The sequence below is a fragment of the Paenibacillus sp. FSL R5-0908 genome, from assembly GCF_038006245.1.
GTDB lineage: Bacteria > Bacillota > Bacilli > Paenibacillales > Paenibacillaceae > Paenibacillus_AQ > Paenibacillus_AQ odorifer.
Genome location: NZ_JBBOUV010000001.1, coordinates 3,216,029 through 3,236,740, shown reverse-complemented (window position 1 = coordinate 3,236,740; position 20,712 = coordinate 3,216,029). Strand labels below are relative to the sequence as shown.

General features: G+C 44.2%; 25 protein-coding genes and 1 riboswitch. Of the genes, 9 read left to right on the top strand and 16 right to left on the bottom strand.

Features of this window, described 5'->3' with window-relative positions; genetic code table 11:
• Position 1: 1 nt before the first annotated feature.
• The 6 genes from MKZ09_RS14415 to MKZ09_RS14390 form a co-directional block, all read right to left on the bottom strand.
• Complete coding sequence (locus MKZ09_RS14415) at positions 2-259, bottom strand: DUF2164 domain-containing protein (protein ID WP_076202618.1); 258 nt, start codon at positions 257-259, stop codon at positions 2-4.
• A 72-nt stretch (positions 260-331) separates the two neighbouring features.
• Positions 332-1,303: a phosphotransferase family protein gene (locus tag MKZ09_RS14410; RefSeq protein WP_076202868.1), complete on the bottom strand. Its 972-nt coding sequence runs from the start codon at positions 1,301-1,303 to the stop codon at positions 332-334.
• 5 nt (positions 1,304-1,308) lie between these two features.
• Complete coding sequence (locus tag MKZ09_RS14405; RefSeq protein WP_038570445.1) at positions 1,309-2,277, bottom strand: sugar phosphate isomerase/epimerase family protein; 969 nt, start codon at positions 2,275-2,277, stop codon at positions 1,309-1,311.
• Positions 2,278-2,311: 34 nt separating this feature from the next.
• On the bottom strand, positions 2,312-3,382 hold the full coding sequence (locus MKZ09_RS14400; RefSeq protein ID WP_076135548.1) for a Gfo/Idh/MocA family protein: 1,071 nt from the start codon (positions 3,380-3,382) through the stop codon (positions 2,312-2,314).
• Between the two features lie 22 nt (positions 3,383-3,404).
• Entirely contained in the window at positions 3,405-4,502 is a 1,098-nt protein-coding gene (locus MKZ09_RS14395) for a Gfo/Idh/MocA family protein (protein WP_076202615.1), read from the bottom strand.
• Positions 4,495-5,262, bottom strand: a complete 768-nt coding sequence (locus tag MKZ09_RS14390) for a sugar phosphate isomerase/epimerase family protein (protein ID WP_076202612.1) — start codon at positions 5,260-5,262, stop codon at positions 4,495-4,497. The genes MKZ09_RS14395 and MKZ09_RS14390 overlap by 8 nt, the downstream gene beginning before the upstream one ends.
• A gap of 276 nt (positions 5,263-5,538) precedes the next feature.
• Here MKZ09_RS14390 and MKZ09_RS14385 point away from each other — a divergent pair, with 276 nt between their 5' ends.
• Positions 5,539-6,357, top strand: a complete 819-nt coding sequence (locus MKZ09_RS14385) for an AraC family transcriptional regulator (protein WP_076135544.1) — start codon at positions 5,539-5,541, stop codon at positions 6,355-6,357.
• A gap of 105 nt (positions 6,358-6,462) precedes the next feature.
• On the opposite strand, the gene MKZ09_RS14380 is transcribed toward MKZ09_RS14385, so the two are convergent.
• Positions 6,463-7,194 (bottom strand): class I SAM-dependent methyltransferase, encoded by a 732-nt coding sequence (locus MKZ09_RS14380; protein ID WP_076202609.1) that lies wholly within the window; start codon positions 7,192-7,194, stop codon positions 6,463-6,465.
• Positions 7,195-7,255: 61 nt separating this feature from the next.
• Positions 7,256-7,462: a hypothetical protein gene (locus tag MKZ09_RS14375; protein ID WP_036686317.1), complete on the bottom strand. Its 207-nt coding sequence runs from the start codon at positions 7,460-7,462 to the stop codon at positions 7,256-7,258.
• Positions 7,463-7,624: 162 nt separating this feature from the next.
• On the opposite strand from MKZ09_RS14375, the gene MKZ09_RS14370 reads away from it, so the two are divergent.
• On the top strand, positions 7,625-8,305 hold the full coding sequence (locus MKZ09_RS14370) for a TIGR00266 family protein (RefSeq protein WP_036686316.1): 681 nt from the start codon (positions 7,625-7,627) through the stop codon (positions 8,303-8,305).
• 73 nt (positions 8,306-8,378) lie between these two features.
• On the opposite strand, the gene MKZ09_RS14365 is transcribed toward MKZ09_RS14370, so the two are convergent.
• A complete protein-coding gene (locus tag MKZ09_RS14365; protein ID WP_036686314.1) occupies positions 8,379-8,858 on the bottom strand; it encodes a Fur family transcriptional regulator in 480 nt (159 codons plus the stop codon).
• Positions 8,859-9,176: 318 nt separating this feature from the next.
• Between MKZ09_RS14365 and MKZ09_RS14360 the strand changes: the two genes are divergently transcribed.
• Entirely contained in the window at positions 9,177-9,833 is a 657-nt protein-coding gene (locus tag MKZ09_RS14360) for an S-layer homology domain-containing protein (RefSeq protein ID WP_076202606.1), read from the top strand.
• A 96-nt stretch (positions 9,834-9,929) separates the two neighbouring features.
• Here MKZ09_RS14360 and MKZ09_RS14355 read toward each other — a convergent pair whose 3' ends face one another.
• From MKZ09_RS14355 to MKZ09_RS14345, 3 genes are read right to left on the bottom strand one after another with little or no spacing between them, the layout of a single operon-like run.
• Positions 9,930-10,682 (bottom strand): amino acid ABC transporter ATP-binding protein, encoded by a 753-nt coding sequence (locus tag MKZ09_RS14355; protein ID WP_076202603.1) that lies wholly within the window; start codon positions 10,680-10,682, stop codon positions 9,930-9,932.
• A 13-nt stretch (positions 10,683-10,695) separates the two neighbouring features.
• A complete protein-coding gene (locus MKZ09_RS14350) occupies positions 10,696-11,364 on the bottom strand; it encodes an amino acid ABC transporter permease (protein WP_036686309.1) in 669 nt (222 codons plus the stop codon).
• Between the two features lie 53 nt (positions 11,365-11,417).
• Positions 11,418-12,254, bottom strand: a complete 837-nt coding sequence (locus MKZ09_RS14345) for an amino acid ABC transporter substrate-binding protein (protein ID WP_076202600.1) — start codon at positions 12,252-12,254, stop codon at positions 11,418-11,420.
• A gap of 222 nt (positions 12,255-12,476) precedes the next feature.
• Positions 12,477-12,580: riboswitch (TPP riboswitch) on the top strand.
• Positions 12,581-12,778: 198 nt separating this feature from the next.
• Here MKZ09_RS14345 and MKZ09_RS14340 point away from each other — a divergent pair.
• From MKZ09_RS14340 to thiE, 6 genes are read left to right on the top strand one after another with little or no spacing between them, the layout of a single operon-like run.
• Positions 12,779-13,474 (top strand): ABC transporter ATP-binding protein, encoded by a 696-nt coding sequence (locus tag MKZ09_RS14340; protein ID WP_179089527.1) that lies wholly within the window; start codon positions 12,779-12,781, stop codon positions 13,472-13,474.
• The gene (locus tag MKZ09_RS14335; RefSeq protein WP_081394202.1) at positions 13,455-14,231 is read left to right on the top strand and encodes an ABC transporter permease; all 777 of its coding nucleotides are present in this window, start codon (positions 13,455-13,457) and stop codon (positions 14,229-14,231) included. Before MKZ09_RS14340 ends, MKZ09_RS14335 begins: the two co-directional genes overlap by 20 nt.
• The gene (locus tag MKZ09_RS14330; RefSeq protein WP_076202595.1) at positions 14,228-15,265 is read left to right on the top strand and encodes an ABC transporter substrate-binding protein; all 1,038 of its coding nucleotides are present in this window, start codon (positions 14,228-14,230) and stop codon (positions 15,263-15,265) included. Before MKZ09_RS14335 ends, MKZ09_RS14330 begins: the two co-directional genes overlap by 4 nt.
• A 41-nt stretch (positions 15,266-15,306) precedes the next feature.
• Positions 15,307-16,101 (top strand): hydroxyethylthiazole kinase, encoded by a 795-nt coding sequence (gene thiM, locus MKZ09_RS14325; protein ID WP_111503702.1) that lies wholly within the window; start codon positions 15,307-15,309, stop codon positions 16,099-16,101.
• A gap of 23 nt (positions 16,102-16,124) precedes the next feature.
• A complete protein-coding gene (gene thiD / locus MKZ09_RS14320) occupies positions 16,125-16,952 on the top strand; it encodes a bifunctional hydroxymethylpyrimidine kinase/phosphomethylpyrimidine kinase (RefSeq protein WP_076202592.1) in 828 nt (275 codons plus the stop codon).
• On the top strand, positions 16,945-17,601 hold the full coding sequence (gene thiE / locus MKZ09_RS14315) for a thiamine phosphate synthase (protein WP_076135527.1): 657 nt from the start codon (positions 16,945-16,947) through the stop codon (positions 17,599-17,601). The genes thiD and thiE overlap by 8 nt, the downstream gene beginning before the upstream one ends.
• Here thiE and MKZ09_RS14310 read toward each other — a convergent pair.
• The 4 genes from MKZ09_RS14310 to asd form a co-directional block, all read right to left on the bottom strand.
• On the bottom strand, positions 17,582-18,274 hold the full coding sequence (locus MKZ09_RS14310; protein ID WP_076135755.1) for a pseudouridine synthase: 693 nt from the start codon (positions 18,272-18,274) through the stop codon (positions 17,582-17,584). The genes thiE and MKZ09_RS14310 overlap by 20 nt on opposite strands.
• Before the next feature lie 109 nt (positions 18,275-18,383).
• Positions 18,384-18,566 carry a DUF3934 family protein gene (locus MKZ09_RS14305; RefSeq protein WP_038570418.1) on the bottom strand — a complete coding sequence of 61 codons (183 nt, stop codon included), beginning with the start codon at positions 18,564-18,566 and terminating at the stop codon, positions 18,384-18,386.
• Positions 18,567-18,682: 116 nt separating this feature from the next.
• Positions 18,683-19,081 carry a hypothetical protein gene (locus MKZ09_RS14300; RefSeq protein ID WP_076202589.1) on the bottom strand — a complete coding sequence of 133 codons (399 nt, stop codon included), beginning with the start codon at positions 19,079-19,081 and terminating at the stop codon, positions 18,683-18,685.
• A gap of 120 nt (positions 19,082-19,201) precedes the next feature.
• Positions 19,202-20,287: an aspartate-semialdehyde dehydrogenase gene (gene asd / locus MKZ09_RS14295; RefSeq protein ID WP_036686293.1), complete on the bottom strand. Its 1,086-nt coding sequence runs from the start codon at positions 20,285-20,287 to the stop codon at positions 19,202-19,204.
• Positions 20,288-20,712 lie beyond the last annotated feature (425 nt).

The window sequence follows — 20,712 nt, the reverse complement described above, 5'->3', positions numbered from 1 at the left end:
ATTATTTTCTGCCTGAGGATAAGGGTTGTTCGAGAGCATACATTTCCTCTTCCAGAGAAATCATCTTTTGCTCAATCATTTTACGTGCATCTGCCAACGCTTGATTGTAAATATAAGGTGAAAGTTCTTTAAGCATAAAATCGAGAAGGTTCTCGCTGGCTAATTGCCCAATTTCACTGGACAGCTCTGTATCAAAATATTCTTGAATACTAGCTGTAATCTGAAGCTTATGTTCTCTCGGTATTTTTAACGGCTGCATAGTAATCCTCCAATCTAATTAGATACAGGAAAATGACGTGCTTTCGCACGTCATTTTTCACACCTATAACCTTCATTCACTGCTGCTTTTAAAACGGTTCCAACCCTCAGTCAAGTTATCATGCGTCCAACGGACATAACCTTCGTCTGCATATTTGCGTGAATAACATTCGATAGCAAGAATAAGATCAAGATAAAGATCATACAGCTTCTTCCGCTGAATCTCGTTCGGACTGTCGTAGGTTGTTCCGTACCCCTTATAGAAACTGGAAGAATTCTCAAAATGCCTAAAATAATACTCCATCAGCACATCACCCCATAGGGCTCTCTCCCAGTCAATCAGCGATACGATGACTCCATCCTTCACAAATACATTCCCATTCCATAAATCCCAATGCACCAGTCGTGGGTCGGTTACAGCATCTAATGCAGGGAGATACTTGGAAACCTCCTGCATAATCTCTTCACTGGACGCAGGGAGCTGTGCATTCAGCCTCTTGGCATCAGCAAGTACACTTTCCATCAGGCATGAAAAGGTCTCTCTCCACGAGGCTCTTGGCTCCTCTGAATCCGTTCCAAAAATGCCAAAACGTTCTCCGCGTAGCTCATTGATTATGCGATTGTAACGCCCCAGCTCAGTTTCGATAGCGTCTCTCTCCGGAAGTGAAAGACTCTCCTTCACGTCACTGTAGGGCTGGCCCTCCACCTTCTCCATAAAGAAATACGGAATAGGAATGAGCAGCAGACTTTCATCATAATGGTAGACGGCAGGTACGGGCACGACACCCTTATCTGCAACCATTCGGAGAGCTTCCACTTCAGTTCGCATAATGTTCTTCTCGTAACTTAACGTATCTGTCTCTACAGCAGGGGCAACCTTTAGAATGACAGATTTCCCAGTGCTGAGTTCCAAATCATAGGCTGTATTAAAAAAGCCTCCCGTAAGCTCTGAACTTAGGTTAATCACAGTTTCTGAACCGAAAACCGCTTTCACCAAAATATCCAGCTGTTCATCATTTAATTTAACTTTCGTGAAGCTCTCCATTTCGTTTAAACCCACCACATTTCTGTCAGCGGCTCCTCAATCAATACTTGTTGAAGATTACTTACAGCTTTGGAGAAACCCTCTTCAACAGACATCAGCCCGTCTTCATGCTCGATACTAACCACATAGTCATACCCAACCAAACGAAGTGCACTAATAATGTCAGCCCAAGTCTTAAGATCATGTCCAAAGCCGACAGAACGGAACTGCCAAGCACGGTCAAGCATCTTGGTATACGACTGCATATCAGTTAATCCGTGCATATTGACATTCACAGGATCGATAACGGTATCCTTCGCATGGAAGTGATGGATTGCACCTTGGCGTCCCAAAATATGAATCGCTTGCACAGGATCAATTCCTTGCCACCACATGTGACTCGGATCAAGGTTCGCACCGATCACTTCACCTGCTGCTTCTCTCAGCCGTAGCAGAGTACCTGGTGTGTGTACAGAGAATCCGCCATGCAGCTCAAGACCTACCTTTACATCATGCTGAGCGGCAAAGGCACCCCATTCTTTCCAATAAGGAATAACCTTGTTCTCCCATTGCCAGTCCAGAATTTCTTGATAATCATTGGGCCATGGAGCTACAGGCCAGTTCGGATATTTAGCACCCTCATGATCTCCAGGACATCCAGAGAAGGTATTCACAACCGGAACCCCTAGCTTCTGCGCCAATTTGACCGAGTTTACGAAATCCTCATGATCCTTTTGAGCAAGTTCTTTTTGCGGGTGCAATGGGTTACCGTGGCAGCTCAAAGCACTGATTGTAAGTCCGCGAGATTCCACAGCATGTTTGAATTCTTGTAAGGCTGTTTCATTCTCCAGCAGCATTTTAGGGTCGCAGTGGCTATTGCCAGGATTGCCTCCCGTACCGATTTCTACCGCCTTTAGCCCTTTGGATACTACATAATCAAGAGCATCCTCCAGCTTACGACCTCCAAACAAGACCATAAATACTCCAAGTTTCATTGTAGGCCACCTCCTCTTGGAAATAGTTTACTTTTTATTTATCGTAGATATCAAAATTCTTCACCACTTGATTACTCTCAGCAGCTTCAAAAATAACTTCAATCAAATTCTGCACCCGCATAACTTCGGCGTTCTTAACGATAGGTTCTGCTGTTCCCTCAATGACAGCAGCGAAATTATCATAAAAGCTAGAGCTTAACTCCGACGGCTGAGGTAATTCCTCAGTGATCGTTGCCCCCTCCGATGGAGGTGCCATAGTTTTAGTTAGTCCTACACCTGCACGAATCGGCTTCGGTTCGATTTTTTCGCCTGCGTTATTTCTTGTCACCAATCTTCCAGTTAAAGACCAGTCTTCAATAATTCCAGTGCCTTCGATACCTTTCACATACCATCTTGGCAATGTAATAAAGTTAGTCGTCCCAACCTCTACAATCGCTTTAATTCCATTCTCAAATTGCAGAATAGCTTCAAAACCGTCATCGACATCGTTTCCTAAAATAAAGCTTAGACTACTGCTCACACTGGTAATTTTGCTGTCAATCATGAATAATAGCTGGTCCAATAAGTGAACGCCCCAATCCAGCAGCATCCCTCCGCCTTGTGCCTTAACATGACGCCAGTCTCCAGGAATTCCGTTCGCTCCGTGCACGCGGGATTCGATCTGGAATAGGGATCCAATCGTCTCCTCATCGTACATTTTTTTGATGGTTAAAAAATCTTCATCCCAACGTCTGTTCTGATGCACCATAAACACACGTCCAGCTTCATCAGCGGCCGCCAGTATTTCTTGAAATTCAACCTTCGATAGAGTAACTGGCTTCTCACAAATGACATGTTTGCCAGCTTGTAATGCGCGAATCGCAATTTCTTTGTGCACATCGTTCGGCGTAGCAATTAGAATAATTTCGACCGAAGAATCTGCCAATACTTCTTCATAACTTTGGTACGCCTTGTAGCCAGCGTCGTTGGAATTGGCACGACGTTCTTCAAGCACGTCGTACGTTCCAACTACGATTAAGGTAGAGGTCTCTTTTATCAACCCTGCGTGATAACTTCCCATTCCTCCAAAACCAACAATGACTACAGAATGTCTGTTTGAACTCATGAACTTCACACCTGCTTCTCGTTTAGTTATCTGATGTCCCGTCAAAATACACAGCACGACCTGTACGGGAAGATTCGTAAATAGCCTCCAAAATTTGGGTAACGACAAGGGCTTGTTCAGGTTTAACTACTGGTTCTTTATCTTCCCGAACTGCTTCAAGCCACAAGCGAGCTTCACGATCGGATTCACTCTCTTGTCCTCCGTTAAAGAAAGCTACTCCCCCTGCGGACAAGTCAATTTTAGTCTCGTATAGACGGCCACCACGGTCACCATTTAAGCGTAACCCGTCCTTCATATCTGCGCCACCCTCTGTACCTGCTAGGAGCGTCTTCGCTTCTCCAAATTCAGATACATTAAGAGCCCAGCTTGATTCCAGTACAATTGTAGCACCATTTTCCATGGTAATAAATCCAAATGCAGAATCTTCTACTTTAAATTGTTCAGGGTCCCATGGACCAAAGGCATTTCCGCCGTTTTTACGGTTACCTAGCTTATGGAAAGTCGAGCCCATAACACTACGCGGTTTATAATTATCCATCATCCATAATGTTAGATCAAGCGCATGCGTACCGATATCGATCAGTGGACCGCCGCCTTGCTTTTCTTCATCCAGGAATACACCCCATGTAGGAACCGCGCGACGACGAACGGCAATCGCTTTTGCATAATAGATCTCACCAAGCTCACCGTTTTCACAAACGTCTTTAAGATATTCACTATCCGCACGATAACGGTTCTGATAAGCTACAGACAATTTCATACCAGTGCGTTTGGCAGCCTCTAACATTTCCTGTGCTTGAGCTGTAGTCTTCGCCATTGGCTTCTCACACATTACATGATTGCCAGCTTCCAATGCTGCGATTGTGATCACGGAGTGACTGTCATTCGGTGTACATACATGCACGATATCGAATCCTCCGGCTTTCAAAAGCTCTTGATAATCTGTATATACAGCCGCGCCTTCAGCACCATAGGTTTTTGCTGCTTCCTGTGCACGTTCTTCGATGATATCACAGAAGGCTACCATTTCAGCATCTGCTTGACGTGACAAACTTGGCATATGTTTTCCGTTAGCAATTCCACCGCAACCGACAATAGCAATTCTCAACTTTTTAGACATGAACATTTCCCCCTTGATTAGCGTATGCTTTTACCCATTTCAAACTATCTTCTACACTTCCTAATGGTGAACGGCTGCAATAATCCTGCTCCACTACCGCCCACTCTACCTTTGCCTGTACAGCCGCATCAAGAATTGCTGTAAGGTTTACTTCTCCTTCGCCTAGAACAACCGTTTCTGGTGAACCATCCTCATGTTTCTTCAAATCTTTCAGATGGATGATCGGCAACCGGCCAGCGTATTTGTTGATATATTCTACGGCATCATAACCTGCGTGATGTACCCAGCATGTATCCATTTCAACTTGCAGTAAATCAGCTGGCACCTCTTCAAACAAACCGTCAAACGCTGTACGGTCACCATATCGATCAGTTAACTCAAAGTCATGATTATGGTACAAAAGAACTGCTCCACGCGCCTTACACTTTTCTCCAATAATCTTCAGATTCGCAGCAACTTCTTCATAGTTACGTTGTTCTTCTGACAGATACGGCACAATCAGATTATGATTTCCAATCTCCAGGTTGTACGCGATCTCTGCCTCTGTATCATTCAATAAAGCGTCATAGGGACGGTGTGCGCCCAGCGCTACTAATCCAAGTTCATCAAGCAATTGTTTGACTTCTGCTGCGCTACGGCCGAAGTAATGGAAAAACTCTACACCTTTATAACCAAGGGCTGCTACTTTACGCAGTGTCCCTTCAAAATCCTGTTCCAGTTCTTCTCTGAGCGTATACAATTGCAGGCCTATCTTCAGCATTTTCGAATCACTCCAATTGGATTTAAAGTTAGCTTTCTGTAGTGTCAATCACTTGAACAATAATGCTGTAACAGAATTGACTAATCTGATTCTCATCAGTTTCCTTAAACTGTCATTCTTGCAAGCACTGATAATACCGACTGTTTCTAGCGTTGATGGTCGATTTCTTTCTTTATTGCATAGCTACATAGTAATATGAAAGCGTATATATTAAAATGAATAATATGATTAAAACATGAACAATCTGCTTATCATTTCAATAAACCAGGAGGACCTATGACTCACTCTGCTACCTGTCACGTATTATCAGCCGGATTTTCTTTTCATCGCAAGCCTTTTCATATGTCTCAAAGTCAAGGGAACCAGAACTTTCTTATACGTCTGCAAACGGAAGGAAGAAGCCGTGCATTGATCGATGGTGTGATGTCACCTGTGGAAAGCGGGGATATTATGTTATTCGCTCCAAATGATCCTTACTATTTGATCATAGATAAAGAAGAGTACCCAGTAGGCAAGCCACGAATTGAAAGCGGAGATTATCATATCTTTTGCGGGGGAACATGGATTGATGAATGGTGGCAACGTTCACAAAGACCCACTCGCCTAAGTGTGCCGCTTAGTGAGAATTTTCTTGGCTTGTTTCGCCAATTGATTCTGGAGCACCGTCGACTTTCCGACTTCTCTCCAGAAATATCTGCCTGCTATCTGCAAATTCTATGTATGGAAATCGACCGGCTAATTACAGACCAGCCAGCAATTACTCCAAAAGGTTATTTGGCATACCGAATGAAGCAATATGTTGAGGAGCACGCAACCCTTCCCTTTCTATTGGAGGATGTAGCAGGTTTTGTGGGTATATCCGTCTCGCGGGCCGTTCATTTATTTAAGGAAGCCTTCGGGACCAGTATTATTAAATATGTAAACGATGTCCGACTGGAAATGGCCAGAGAACGGATAACCTTCAGTCCCATGCCGCTGGAGCAAGTAGCAGAAACTTGTGGTTTTGCGAACTATACCTATTTTCACCGGGTCTTCCGAAGTCGTTTCGGTATGTCACCAAGAGAATATCGTGTGCACAGCAGAGAACAGGTGTAAATGAAGAAAACCCGTTTCATTGCAAAAGGGTTGTCCCTTAGTAGAAAAGGCTACTTTTAGGACAACCCCTGCCTCTATATTTGAACATAACTCGTGAGCATGAGATTATTCTTTTACAGCCGAAATGATCAGGAACATCGGTCTACGCTCCTCATCCTTCATCCATGGATCATTACTCATTTCTTCTGAAGGCTTTGGTTCTTTAACCGCTTTAATAGTAAAGCCAGCTTCTATCAGGTCATTGAAGTAGGTGGAAATCGTGCGATGGTATTTAATCACATTTTCAGTTAAGAATTTAGTTTCACGAAGTCCTTCTGATTGATAATGATCTACGGGCCAATGCAGACGGTTTCCTTGCTCATCGGTATACCAGTCTTGCTCTTCCCGTGAAGTAAAGATTGGATGCTCCACTGAAAAAATAAAACTCCCGCCTGGCTTAAGAAACACATGGACTTTGCGGCAGATGGCTGCAAAAGATTCAATATAGTGGAAAGCCAATGAACTGAGGACCACATCAAATTGCTCGCTCGCAAAATCAATGTCCTCAATCGGCAGCTGGATATAAGTTATAGCAGGATCGTTCGTTTTTTCACGCGCCTGTTGCAGCATTTTTCCCGAGATATCCACACCTATAACTGAACTCGCCTGCTGCTCACGGGCATATAGGCAATGCCAGCCGAAGCCGCAGCCTAGATCAAGCACACTTTTATTATGTAAGTCTGGAAGAAGCGCCTTTAATACATGCCATTCTCCTGCTGCTGCAAGCCCTCCAATAGAACGAGGCATTTGCTGGTAGGCTGAGAAGAAATTCGAATCGTCATATTTATTTTGCTTCATCTGGGATACATCTCCTATATATTATTTCTTCAATTACTATACGCTGAGCGACGTCCTCTTATCAAATAGCCAATAAAAAAGGAGCATCATCTTGGAAGATCTGCCCCTTATATCTATTCTTATTCAATTGTTCCTGCTTGCTTGGTGTTAACCGTACATGCTGTGAAATGGCTCCATAATCACTATTCGATCTACGACTTTGTGCTGCGCACCAGGCTCCGGAGCGCTCTGCCTTACGCAAGGCTTTTTGTGTCTTGGTTCGTGCCATGTGACACCACTCTCCTATTCATAGGTAAATGATTATTGATCTTACAACTATAAGACAACTTCATTTTAACATATTCCAGACTATGAGCGAAGCAAGAATTCCGTTACACTTAGAGCAAAGCTAGTATTCTATCTTATCTAAATAGATGCGGAGGTTTAAAGGATGAATTACCAGGTTTTGTATGAAGGTGCTTTTGCTATGTTAAAGGTCCAACTAAATCCCGGTGAAAGCGTAAAGGCTGAAATGGGCGCAATGGTCGCGATGTCACCTAACGTAGAATTAAAAGGAACCGTGGATGGTGGTTTAATGCGCGGTCTCGGGAGAATGCTGAGCGGTGAGAAATTCTTCTTTCAAGAACTTAGAGCGACCCGTGGTCAAAGTGAGGTATTGCTGTCCCCTGGCTCACTCGGCGATATTCAGGCGATAGAATTAGACGGATCGTATAAGCTGTTAGTTCAAAAAGACGGATTTCTCGCCGGAACTGAAGGCATTCAAGTAAATACCAAAATGCAGAATTTAACCAGAGGGCTCTTCTCCGGTGAAGGCTTCTTCATTGTAGAAATCAGTGGCAGAGGAACGGTGTTCCTGTCTTCCTTCGGTGCTATCCATGCGATTAATTTAGGACCTGGTGAAGAAATGATTATCGATAACGGACACCTCGTAGCATGGCCAGATTATATGGACTATAAGGTAGAAAAGGCAGCCTCTGGCTGGCTAAACAGCATAACCAGTGGTGAAGCACTTGTCTGCCGCTTCCGTGGAGAAGGTGTAATTCTCGTTCAGAGCCGTAACCCTGGCAGCTTCGGAACGTGGATCAAATCCTTTGTACCTACTCGAAGCTAGACTTCCTAAAACGCAGTAATCAAAAAAGACACAGGCTTGGAGAAAGCCTGTGTCTTTAGGTTAGAAAGCGATCTTACGAGACTGCTTTATCTGCTTCTGCTTTTGCTTTTTTGCAGCCAGTACGTTTACATGTTCCATAAGTACCCTTGAAATCAAGGCGGTGATCCGTGACGTTAAAGCCATATTCACGTTCCACTCTTCTCTCCAGCTCCACAAGCCAGTCGTCCTTAATTTCCTCCAACCTTCCGCATACGCTGCATATCAAATGATGATGCATATGTGAATGATCGTTCCCGCGCAAATCGTAACGGGCAACTCCGTCTCCGAAGTTCATCTTCTCTACAATATGAAGCTCACATAAAAGCTCAAGTGTACGGTATACCGTTGCCAGGCCCAGATGTGGATAGCTGTTCTTAACAAGCATATATACTTCTTCTACGCTTAAATGATCCTTCTCATTGTCGAGCAGAACGTTCACTATTGCTTCACGCTGAGGCGTTAATTTATATTTTTGCGCCGCAAACAATTGACTGATATTTGATATTTGATCCATTTGGTCTCCTACCTTCCCGGAACGATTTAACATCCGTACCCTCTGAGACGCTCCTATTTATGCAGTTAAGACAAACCATAAATAGTAATCGTTACGATATAATCATAACAAAATTAACCACGAATGAAAAGAGCCTGACATCATTATATCATTTCATGCCACTTATCCAAAGTACTACACCCCAATCTGGCCCATATTTCTATTAAAATCTACTTTTTCGTGAAATAATACAGATTAGACCGCAACCTTTCCATAATTTACAACGTTAAAGGAGTGACAAAGGCTAAGGAGCCTATCCATACAACGAGGTGAAAAGACATGAACATGAAAAAAAGCACGCTAGCAGCGATCACAACCGTAGCCATTTTCTCCTTTTCTTTGGGTGGTCAGATGTTTGCAGCTGGGAACACCTTTAAGGATATTGATAACATAAACGGCAAAGAAAAAATCATTTCTTTAAAAAATCAAGGGTTAATTAAAGGGGTCAGCGAATCTCAATTTCTCCCTGGCTCTAAGGTAACTACAGCCCAAGGGATTCAGTTTATCTCCGGCGGTCTCCAGCTCAGCCTCGCAGCCATAGACTTTAACAAAGCTCCTGTTGCCAGCGGCTTGTTCACAAAAGTAAAAGACAAAGCCTGGTACGCTGAAGCCTTCATCAATGCTTATTACAATCAAGTTAAGCTTCCAAAAGATATTGATCCTAGCCTAATTATGACCAAAGAGCAATTCACTAACTATCTAGTGCAAGCGATCGAAGGCGTTGGCAATCTGCCGATGATCAATATCGTTCCAGTAGATATCGCTGATGAAGCTTCTCTGACTCCTGCGTATCAAGGCAGTATTCAGCGCTCCCTGAAATACAAGATCAATAGCCTGGATGCTAACGGAAAGTTTAATCCAAAAAGCGAACTCACCCGTGCCGAAGCAGCGATTATGCTCTACAACGCTTTGGAGTTCCTGAAAACTGGAGTATAAGCCAAATTTCCAGTTACTCTTTTCATTTGAATAATCTACACACGAAAAAGCAGCTCCGGATGATTCCTGAGCTGCTTTTTCATATATATTGTCTTTCTACTCTTCTTCACCATTCAGTCTATTCAGAAATTGCAGAGCCCGGGGATTCTTCGGGTGCTCCAGCACTTCTTGCGGAGTCCCTTGCTCTAGAATATGACCACCATCCATCAAAATGATCCGGTCCGCTACATCGGCGGCAAATTTCATCTCGTGGGTCACAATCACCATAGTCATACCTTCTGCTGCTAATTGTTTGATGACCTTAAGCACTTCCCCTACCAGCTCAGGGTCGAGCGCCGAAGTGGGCTCATCAAACAACAGCACTTCTGGATCTACCGCCATAGCCCGGGCGATGGCCACTCTCTGCTGCTGCCCTCCTGACAGCTGATGCGGGAAGTTATCAGCTTTATCTGCCAAACCTACCTTAGCCAGCAGCTGAAGCCCCCGCTTACGCGCTTCTTCCTTGGATCGTTTTAAGACAGTTACCTGTCCCTCCATCACATTGCCAAGCGCAGTCATATGCGGAAATAAATTATACGATTGAAAGACCATCCCTGTTTTCTGCCGAAGGGCCAATACGGAATTCTGAGGAATTTTCTTATGATCTGTAAAATTAATGGTGATATCCCCAAGTGACAGGCTGCCTTGATCCGGGATTTCCAACAGATTAAAACAGCGCAGCAGTGTAGTCTTTCCGGAGCCGGATGGCCCAATAATGACGAGTACCTTTCCATGCTCCATTTTCAGATCTATACCCTTTAACACTTGGAGTGCGCCGAAGGATTTATGCAAATTAATGATTTCAATCACAAGTATCTCTCCTTTAGGTCGCAGAGTAACGATCGAGTCGTTTCTCCAAGTAATTTTGCAGCGCCGACAGCACAGAACAGAACACTAAATAAAACAATCCTGCTTCGGAGTATACCAGCAAAGGCTCATAAGTGGTAGAAGCTACCTGCTGAGCAGTTCTAAACATCTCCGTATAGGTGATGATCGCTGCAAGCGATGTATCTTTGACCAAGCTAATAAAAGAATTGGATAACGGCGGTACAGAAACGCGTGCAGCTTGTGGCAGAATTACGCGGCGCAGAGCCTGCCCACGAGTCATACCAACTGAGAAGGCAGCTTCCCACTGGCCTTTATGTATCGACAGGATAGCAGCGCGTACGATTTCCGATGAATAAGCCCCTACGCTAAGGGTAAATCCAATGGTGGCGGCAATGAAAGGGTCGAGTACAATACCAACAGCCGGCAAACCATAAAAAATAATAAATAGCTGCACTAACAACGGGGTTCCCCGAATGACCCATACATAAAAACGGGCGATTAGCTTCGGAATTACCCACGGTGAAAGACGTGCCAACGCGGTTAGGATCGCCAAAATCAATCCAAGCACAAAGGAAAGCAGCGCCAACGGAATGGTAAAAGCCACCCCGGCTTTAAGCAGGGGTAGCAGTGTATCTAAGAAAATTTGTATTTTGCGGTCATCCATTATTCAGACATCCTTTTTAGCTTCCAGGCTTAATTAGCCTTGCTAGCCTTGTATTATTTTGAAACGTCAGCTCCAAAGTATTTCTCGGAAATTTTCAAGTACGTTCCATCACTTTTCATCTCTTTAATCGCATCACTGACCGCTTTCACCAGCTCATCATTGCCTTTCAGGAATACCGCGGCACTTTGTGATCCTTCAGGAATCTCGTCAACCACTTTAATTTTTGCATCTGGTTTTTGTTTTTTCAGATCCAGATAAGACAAGCCATCATTCACAGTTGCATCAATACGTCCCGAAGTCAGCAGGTCCATCGCTTGATTGAAACCGTCCGTAGCTACGATTTCAGCACCGTTCTCACGAGCGATGTCGGATAAGTTACTTGTCAGGGATTGTCCGGCTTTTTTACCCTTTAGATCAGCAAAGGTCTTAATATCCTCATTGTTTTCGCTCACGATCAATACTGCCTTGGATACAATATAGGGTTCAGAGAAATCATATTTCACTTTGCGATCTTCGTTAATGGAAACTTCATTGAAAATGACATCAAACCGTTTCGCATCCATCCCAGCAAAAATACCATCCCACTGAGTTTCAAAAAATTCAGCTTCAACACCTAAACGTTTGGCTACTTCTTCGGCAATTTCTACGTCAAAACCAGTCAATTTCCCCGCAGTGTCATGATAAGTAAAAGGTGCATAAGTCCCTTCTGTACCTATCCGCAATTTGCCGCTGGCCTTCACAGCCTCCAAACTGTTTTGCGCTGAAGATGCTGCTCCACCAATCGTTCCAGCTGTTGGTTCAGCAGCCGTATTGGTATTCGAATTATTGCCGCAAGCCGCTACAAGGACCACGGTTAACGCCAATATAATAGTTAAACTCCATTTTTTCATTATTAAATCCCCTCTCTCTATCCGGTTTTTTTCCGGTAAATTGAATAGTACACTGCCATCACATGATCGTCAATACTTTTTTCCGATTATATACATCGGAATTGTAATATTAACTAGATTTCTACTTATATCTTACCCAATCTTGGATTAATCCTTCACTTCTTTCTCTCTTTACTTCTCAGAAAGATATGGTATATTTATAAACAAATTAATATGGACCTGTTATTTCACTAGGGGAGTCGGCCGACTGAGACGGAGCTTCAAGCTCCGGACCCTTGGAACCTGATCTGGATCATACCAGCGGAGGGAAGTGGAGCGGAATTTTCATCAAGCATGTTTAGTGTTATTATGCAGAATGAACTTTTTGACCCATTCATTTCCTCTGGAAATGAATGGGTCTTTATTTGTTTAGGCGCTCCACAAAAATATTAGGAGGTTAGATCATCACGACCATTTTATCTATTCAAGGCCTAACCTACTCTTTTCCGGAAACTGAACAACCCCCTGTATTCGCAAATCTATCCATGGATATCAGGCAAGGGGAATTCGTCTCCGTAGTAGGTGCTAGCGGATGCGGGAAAAGTACATTTTTCAAAACGATTGCCGGTTTACTCGAACCTACTCACGGAAAAATAAAACTCTCTACGAACCCCTCAACCGCTAGTCGTTTAGGCCAGATCGCTTATATGCCTCAGCAGGATTTATTGCTGCCTTGGAGAACAGTGCTCGACAACTGCCTTTTGCCCTGGGAGATCAAGCCCAGATTTAGTAAACAGGATACGATCACTCAGATTCGGGAAATGTTGGTCCGCTTCGGCTTAGCAGATGTAGAGAAGGCTTATCCCCATGAACTTTCGGGAGGAATGAAACAGCGAGTCGCATTTCTGCGCACCTTAGTGGCTGGAGGCGGAAGTGGTCTTATGCTGCTGGATGAGCCCTTTGGTGCTCTCGATGCCATGACCAAACGTGAGATACACCGTTGGCTGTTGGAGTTATGGGGTGAACTGAATCAGACGATTATGCTCATCACTCATGATCTGGAAGAAGCACTATTGCTCAGTGACCGGATTTATTTATTATCTGGCGGTGCGCACAGCGAATTACAGGAGATCGTTGTGGATCTACCAAGGCCAAGACATTATAAGATGAACTACGAACCCCGGTTTATAGCACTGCGGGCAGAGCTGGAGCGGAGATCACATGCGACCTATACCTTTTAAAAAACATCTAGACAATTATGGTCCCTTCGTTCTTCTGGTACTGCTCATTCTTGTAATCTGGGAGTCAGCTGTTCGCCTTCACATGATTCCAGCCTTTATTCTCCCTGCACCTTCATCTATTGGCTTCGCATTGATCGAGCACAGGCAATTATTATTCGGACAGCATTTATTGGCAACGTTACAGGAGATACTGGTGGGTTTTGTCCTTTCTGTGGTTTGTGGTGTATTGCTGGGCACTGGAATGTTCCTGTATCGCCCCATAGAAAAGGCCATCTATCCCTTCCTTATCATTAGCCAGACGATCCCATTAATTGCGCTATCCCCCATTTTTATTATGTGGTTCGGATATTCGCTGTGGAGCAAAGTGGCTGTGGTGTTTTTGACGGCTTTTTTTCCAGTCGTAGTGAGTACATATGATGGACTTCGTACAAGTGGCCAGACCTACAAGGACTTATTATTAACATTTGGTGCAAACCGCTGGCAGCTGCTTGTCAAAACCCAAATTCCACTGGCGTTGCCTGCCTTTTTCTCTGGCTTAAAGCTGTCCATTGTATACTGCGTCATCGGAGCTACTATCGGGGAATGGCTCGGCGGCAGTAAAGGACTCGGTTACTTCAGCCGCAGAATGGCCGGAAATATGCAGAGCGATGAAATGTTCGCGGCTGTATTTCTGTTGTCCGCGCTTGGTGTTGTGCTTTTTCTGGCGATAGCTTTACTCGAACAATTATTTTTAAAGAAAAGAGGATCTAACCAATGAATCATTTAAAATCCCCACAACGAGGACTTATTTCTGTATTTCTAGTATGCACACTTTTGCTCTTAAGCAGCTGCGGGAAGGCAGACAAGCTAAATAACAACTCCCAAACCGGTTCCTCCAATACCGAAAATAAGCAGTCACACAAGCTGACGATTATGCTTGATTGGTATCCCAATGCCGTTCATTCCTTTCTATACGCTGCGCAACAGCAAGGTTTTTTCCAAGAGGAAGGTTTGGATGTCGAGATCAAAATGCCTGCGGACAGCAATGATGCCCTAAAGCTTGTAGCAGCAAATCAAATTGATCTAGCGCTCAGCTATCAGCCTCAGGTGCTTATGGCACGCGGCGAGAAAATCCCTGTACGTTCGATTGCAGCAATCGTGCGGCATCCACTGAATCATCTGATGGTTCCTCAGGCTGGCAGTATTCATAGTCCCAAAGAGCTCGCTGGAAAAAAAATCGGCTATTCCTCCATTCCGCTCTATGAAGCGATGATTCGGACAATGATCCAGAGTGATGGAGGCGATCCTTCATCCGCCAAGCTGATTGACGTAGGTTTTGACCTTATCCCTGCGATCTCTACAGGACAAGTGGACGCAATAATGGGCGGGTTTATCAACCATGAACAACTGATCCTTGAAAAAGAGGGGCATTCGGTCACCTCGCTTAATCCAACGGATTACGGAGTACCTGACTATTATGAGCTTGTGCTGGTGGCCAGCGAACAAGGATTGCAAAATTCTGAAGCTTACTTTAAAAAATTTCTAAATGCCATAACAAAAGGACAGGAATTTGTGGAGCAGAATCCTGAACAAGCCCTGGATTTACTGGTTGCACATGAAGATGCAACTTCACCGCTCGACAAGGAGATTGAGAAAAAAAGTCTTGAGATTCTACTGCCGCTGATGAATGCTGGCGATCAATCTTTTGGTTATCAAGACCCGACATCATGGGAAAAGGTTCAGGTGTGGTTATCCACCAACGATCTTCTACCAGAAGATATTAAAGCACAGGAAGCTTTTATCAATCTGTAGCATTTAGTTAATTATTTATCCAATCTTGAGGAGGAATTATGATGAGTTATTTAGCCAAAGTACGGGAAGCCAACCCGTTGATCCACAACATCACAAATATTGTAGTAGCCAATTTCTCAGCCAACGGTCTGTTAGCGCTGGGTGCCTCTCCCTTTATGGCGGATGCCCACGAAGAAGTGATCGACATCGCCGCTATGTCGTCTGCTGTCGTTCTAAATATCGGCACTCTCAATGACTACGCCATTCAATCAATGTTGCTCGCTGGTAAATCCGCTAATAAACACGGGGTTCCCCTGGTGCTTGACCCGGTAGGTGCAGGCGCAACTTCTTATCGGACCGCTGTCACTCAAAAGCTAGTGAATGAGATGCAAATCACCGCACTGCGGGGGAATGTGGCTGAAGTCGCTAATGTCATTGGGGAGAGCTGGTCCATTAAAGGGGTGGATGCTGGCGAAGGTGAAGGCGATGTAGTTCTTTTGGCTGAAGCTGCTGCGAGGAAGTTAAGCTGTGTGGTCATCATAACTGGAAAAGACGATGTGATCACGAATGGAAAAAACACTTATATTGCCAGCAACGGTCACCCTATTCTCACGAAGGTTACAGGAACTGGCTGCTTGCTCAGCGCTGTTGTGGGTGCATTTCTCGCGGTAAGTGGAGGTGCCTCGTTGGAGGCCGCAGTGGAAGCCCTCTCCTTCTATGGAGTAGCAGCTGAAATCGCCGCTGAACTAACAACTGGTCAAGGGCCGGGAAGCTTTCAGGTTGAGTTTCTAAATCAACTGACATGGGTAACGCCAGAAGTCTTTCTAGAAAGATCTAGTATTAAACAGCTCAGTTAATGACCCTCAAAGGAGTGAATTCGATGATTATATCCAAAGCTCTAACCATTGCCGGCTCCGACAGCGGCGGTGGAGCTGGCATTCAGGCAGATCTAAAAACCTTTCAGGAGCTTTCTGTCTATGGCATGTCCGTCCTCACTGCTGTGACAGCGCAGAATACGCTGGGTGTCCAAGGGGTTTATCCAGTGACTCTGGAAGCTATAAATCAGCAGCTTGATTCTATAGGACTTGACCTGCAACCAGATGCCGTAAAGACCGGGATGTTATTTAACAGTGACATCATCCGCATTGTGGCAGATAAAATTAAGCATTACGGCTGGTCTAGTCTTGTAATTGATCCTGTGATGGTCGCTAAAGGAGGGTCCACACTGCTGCTGCAGGAGGCGGTTCAATCCTTAATCAGCCATCTGCTGCCCTTAGCATTGGTGACGACACCCAATATTCCCGAAGCCGAAATGATCACAAAGATGACGATCACCACCATCGAAGAACGCAAAAAAGCGGCCAAAATCATTCATGGCATGGGCTCCAAATATGTAGTGCTAAAAGGGGGACATGATACCTCGACCACAGCCGTAACCGATCTTCTATATGATGGTGACGAATATACCTTATTAGAGAGTAGCCGGATTCAGACCAGACATACGCATGGTACAGGCTGCACCTATTCAGCAGCAGTCACCGCCGAGCTAGCCAAAGGCAAATCCGTAGCAGAGGCCATACAAACAGCCAAAGCGTTTGTACAAGCGGCGATTGAGGACGAGCTGGGCATAGGGGCTGGACATGGACCAACCAATCATTTTGCGTATCAGAACAGACTGCGAGGGATAAACAGTGCAACGAATGAATAGTGAACATCTGCGAGATCTATTAAAAGTCTATTTCATTATGGGCAGCGTAAATTGCCGTAAAGCTCCAGTTAAGGTGCTGCAGGAAGCGGTTGCTGGGGGTATAACCATGTTTCAATTCCGTGAAAAGGGTACCGGATCCTTAAGCGATAAGGCGCGACTTAATCTTGGGAGACGACTTCAAAAGATCTGTCATGCCCATGGCGTGCCCTTTATCGTGAATGACGACATTGATTTAGCGATCGCACTTGATGCGGACGGAATTCATGTAGGACAGGAGGATACACCTGCATTGGCGATCCGCCAGCTACTTGGAGAGAATAAAATCATTGGTGTATCCGCTCACTCCTTCGCTGAAGCTCAGCAGGCGATTGCCGATGGAGCCGACTATCTGGGCGTGGGTCCCATTTATCCTACGTCATCCAAGGAGGATGCCAAAGCTGTTCAAGGCACTACGATTATTGAAGAACTAAGAAATAAAGGCATTATCATCCCTTTGGTTGGCATTGGGGGAATCACACTGCAAAATGTTGCACCAGTATTAGCAGCTGGTGCGGATGGGATCTCTGTTATCTCAGCGATTGCCGGAGCTGAAGATATTACAACAACTGCCAGAGGCTTTGTTGACAAAGTCAGTTTAAGCGGGACATAAGCTCGTACAGCTCTTCACTGCTTAAATGCCGCCATTGTCCCATCTCCAAGCCTTCTAATGTAATATTCATAATTCTTATGCGCTCCAGCTTTAGTACTCTATATCCTAACTCCTTGCACATTCTGCGTATTTGCAGATTAAGACCTTGAGTTAGGATAATTCTAAACTGACATTCTGTGATCCGATAGACCTCACAAGGTTTCGTTGTGACTCCAAGAATGTTCACACCGCTACACATCGCTTGTAAGAATTCTGACGTAACCGGTTTATCTACATGAACTACATATTCTTTTTCATGCCCATTCTCGGAACGCATCATTTTATTTACGATCTCTCCATCGTTGGTTAACAAAATGAGGCCTTCCGAGTTTTTATCTAATCTGCCGATCGCAAAGATCCGTGAAGGATACCCTACAAAATCAATAATGTTCCCAGCCACATGTGGTGCTGCTGTACAGGTAATGCCTATCGGCTTATTCAAAGCGAGATACACTGGCTCCCCTTTACTGCTTGTTATCGGCTCCCCATCGATCCATACGATATCCTCTGGCTCTATAAGAATGTTCGCCTCACAGACAATACCGTTCACAGCGATTCGACCTGCTGCAATTAATCGCTTGGTTTCCCTTCTGGAACAAAAGCCTGTTTCGCTTATATATTTATCGATTCTCACTGCTGATCCTACTTTCATCCTATATACTTACCTCTAGTCATAAAAAAACACCTGATTTTAACGATCAAAATCAGATGTTAACCTTCAGGAATAACCCAGTTTAAGGGAGCTATTTGGTGCTTCCGCTTTTTTTCACGTTACTGCCCTTGCTTCCACTTGCACCTTTAGCACCTGGACCCGTCGTTGGGTCACCTTTAGCAGGTTTAACTGGTTTTGCTGTTTTGTTCCAGCGTGTCCAGCCTTTACTCCCCGTACCTCTGCCTGTGCCGCCACCTTTACTTTTTGCACCCATCATATCACTCCGTCAGTCATTCAGAATTCGTATAGTTTATACACTTCACCTATCTTACCACACTCTCAACCTTTCTGTTTAAGTAATAACAAATGCTTCATCTATCCAGCCACTGTTTAGAATTTAGCATCTTTATTCATTTCATGAATATCAAAGGTATCCTGATGTATTTCGATGGCGATGATGGTGTCCTCTTTGTCAAAAAATTGCACATGCCCTAACCGCTTGTCCTCCAGCTCTATCCATCCAGCATCGTTTAATTTATTAAAATAGCCTTCAAGCCGATAAAGACCTTGTTCTCCCCCTATATTATCCAACTCGTACTTTGCTCCAATTTTTATATTAGGGTTATTTGAATTTGTTATCACTTCGATTTCTTTGGCCTTCTTCGGAATAGGAATTTCGGCATTTATAGAGGATACTCCATACTCTTGTTCCTCTTGAGTTGACGATGTACAACCGCTTGTAAACAGGATTAATGGTAACCATATAAAAGCTAATAAATATTTATTCAAAGGTACCCTCTCCTTCCATAACTTATTTTACCAAATTCAAAATTAAAATAAAAACACCCCACCAAAGACTAAGCTTTGATGAGGTGCTATTCACATCAGCTTTGCAGCTCATGCATGGACTTATTTCGGTTGAATATAACCTTCTGCTTTCAGAAGCTCAGCGATCAACACAGCACCGCCAGCTGCTCCGCGCAGGGTGTTATGGGAGAGACCTACGAATTTGTAATCATAGAGGGCATCTTCCCGAAGTCTGCCCGTCGATACACCCATTCCGTTCTCGATATCACGATCCAGCTTGGTCTGTGGACGATTGTCCTCTTCAAAATAGGTAATGAACTGTTTAGGAGCGCTAGGTAGTTCAAGCTCCTGAGGACGTCCTTTAAAGCTCTTCCAGAGATTCAGAATCTCTTCTTTGGACGGTTTTTTCTCAAAAGAAACAAATACAGCAGCCATATGTCCATCCGCTACAGGCACACGGATACACTGCGAAGTAATCGTTGGCGCTTCACTCTTTACGATACCCTCTTCTTGAACGCTTCCCCAGATCCGCAAAGGCTCTTGCTCGCTCTTCTCTTCTTCGCCACCGATGTAAGGAATCACGTTGTCCAGCATTTCTGGCCAGTCCGCAAAAGTTTTTCCTGCTCCAGAAATAGCTTGATAGGTGGTGACTACCACTTTAGATGGATTGAAATCTTTGAGCGCATGAAGCGCAGGCACATAACTTTGAATGGAGCAGTTAGGTTTAACCGCAATGAAACCTGTCTCTGTTCCCAGACGTTTTCTTTGCTGTGCAATAACCTCAAGATGCTCCGGATTAATCTCAGGAATGACCATAGGCACGTCAGGCGTCCAGCGATGCGCTGAGTTATTGGAGATTACTGGCGTTCCGGTGCGCGCGTAAGCTTCTTCGAGCGCTTTAATCTCATCTTTTTTCATGTCTACAGCACAAAAGATCAAATCTACATCCGCAGCTACTTCTTCTACCTTAGAAGCATCTTGGACCATAATATTCTTTACGTTCTCAGGCATTGGAGTAGATAACTTCCATCTGCCCTTGGCCGATTCTTCATACGTTTTTCCAGCAGATCTAGCACTGGCAGCAATCGCAGTTACTTCAAACCAAGGATGATTCTCTAAAAGGGCAATAAAACGTTGTCCTACCATACCTGTGCCGCCAACTATGCCGGCTCTTAGCTTTCTTGACATCAGAAAATACACTTCCTTTTGATTAACTGTCCTATTGAGAATAATAGGCCGATAATTAATGATATACGGCGCGGGAACATTTGGCGAGTGTTAACATCAAAATAACATTAAAAATTTTATTTTTAGCGGATTATATTGAATTTCACTAATGCTAATAAAGAAATAGCTGCACTCAGTACAATTATAAGTATATTTTCTGCTTAGACAACTCTTTAACTGCATTCTCTACAACTATTTCCCCGAAAAATAATGGAAATGCCCTCTAAGCGAACTTTTAGATGTAAGAAATGCAACTAAATCGCATCTGCAGCGCATTTTATAGCATATAGTTGTAGGAAATACATCTATTTGCGATTGGTGAGCATAAAGTAGGAATGAGCAATTAGCGATCAGCAATTAGCGATCAGCGATTCACGTTTACAAGC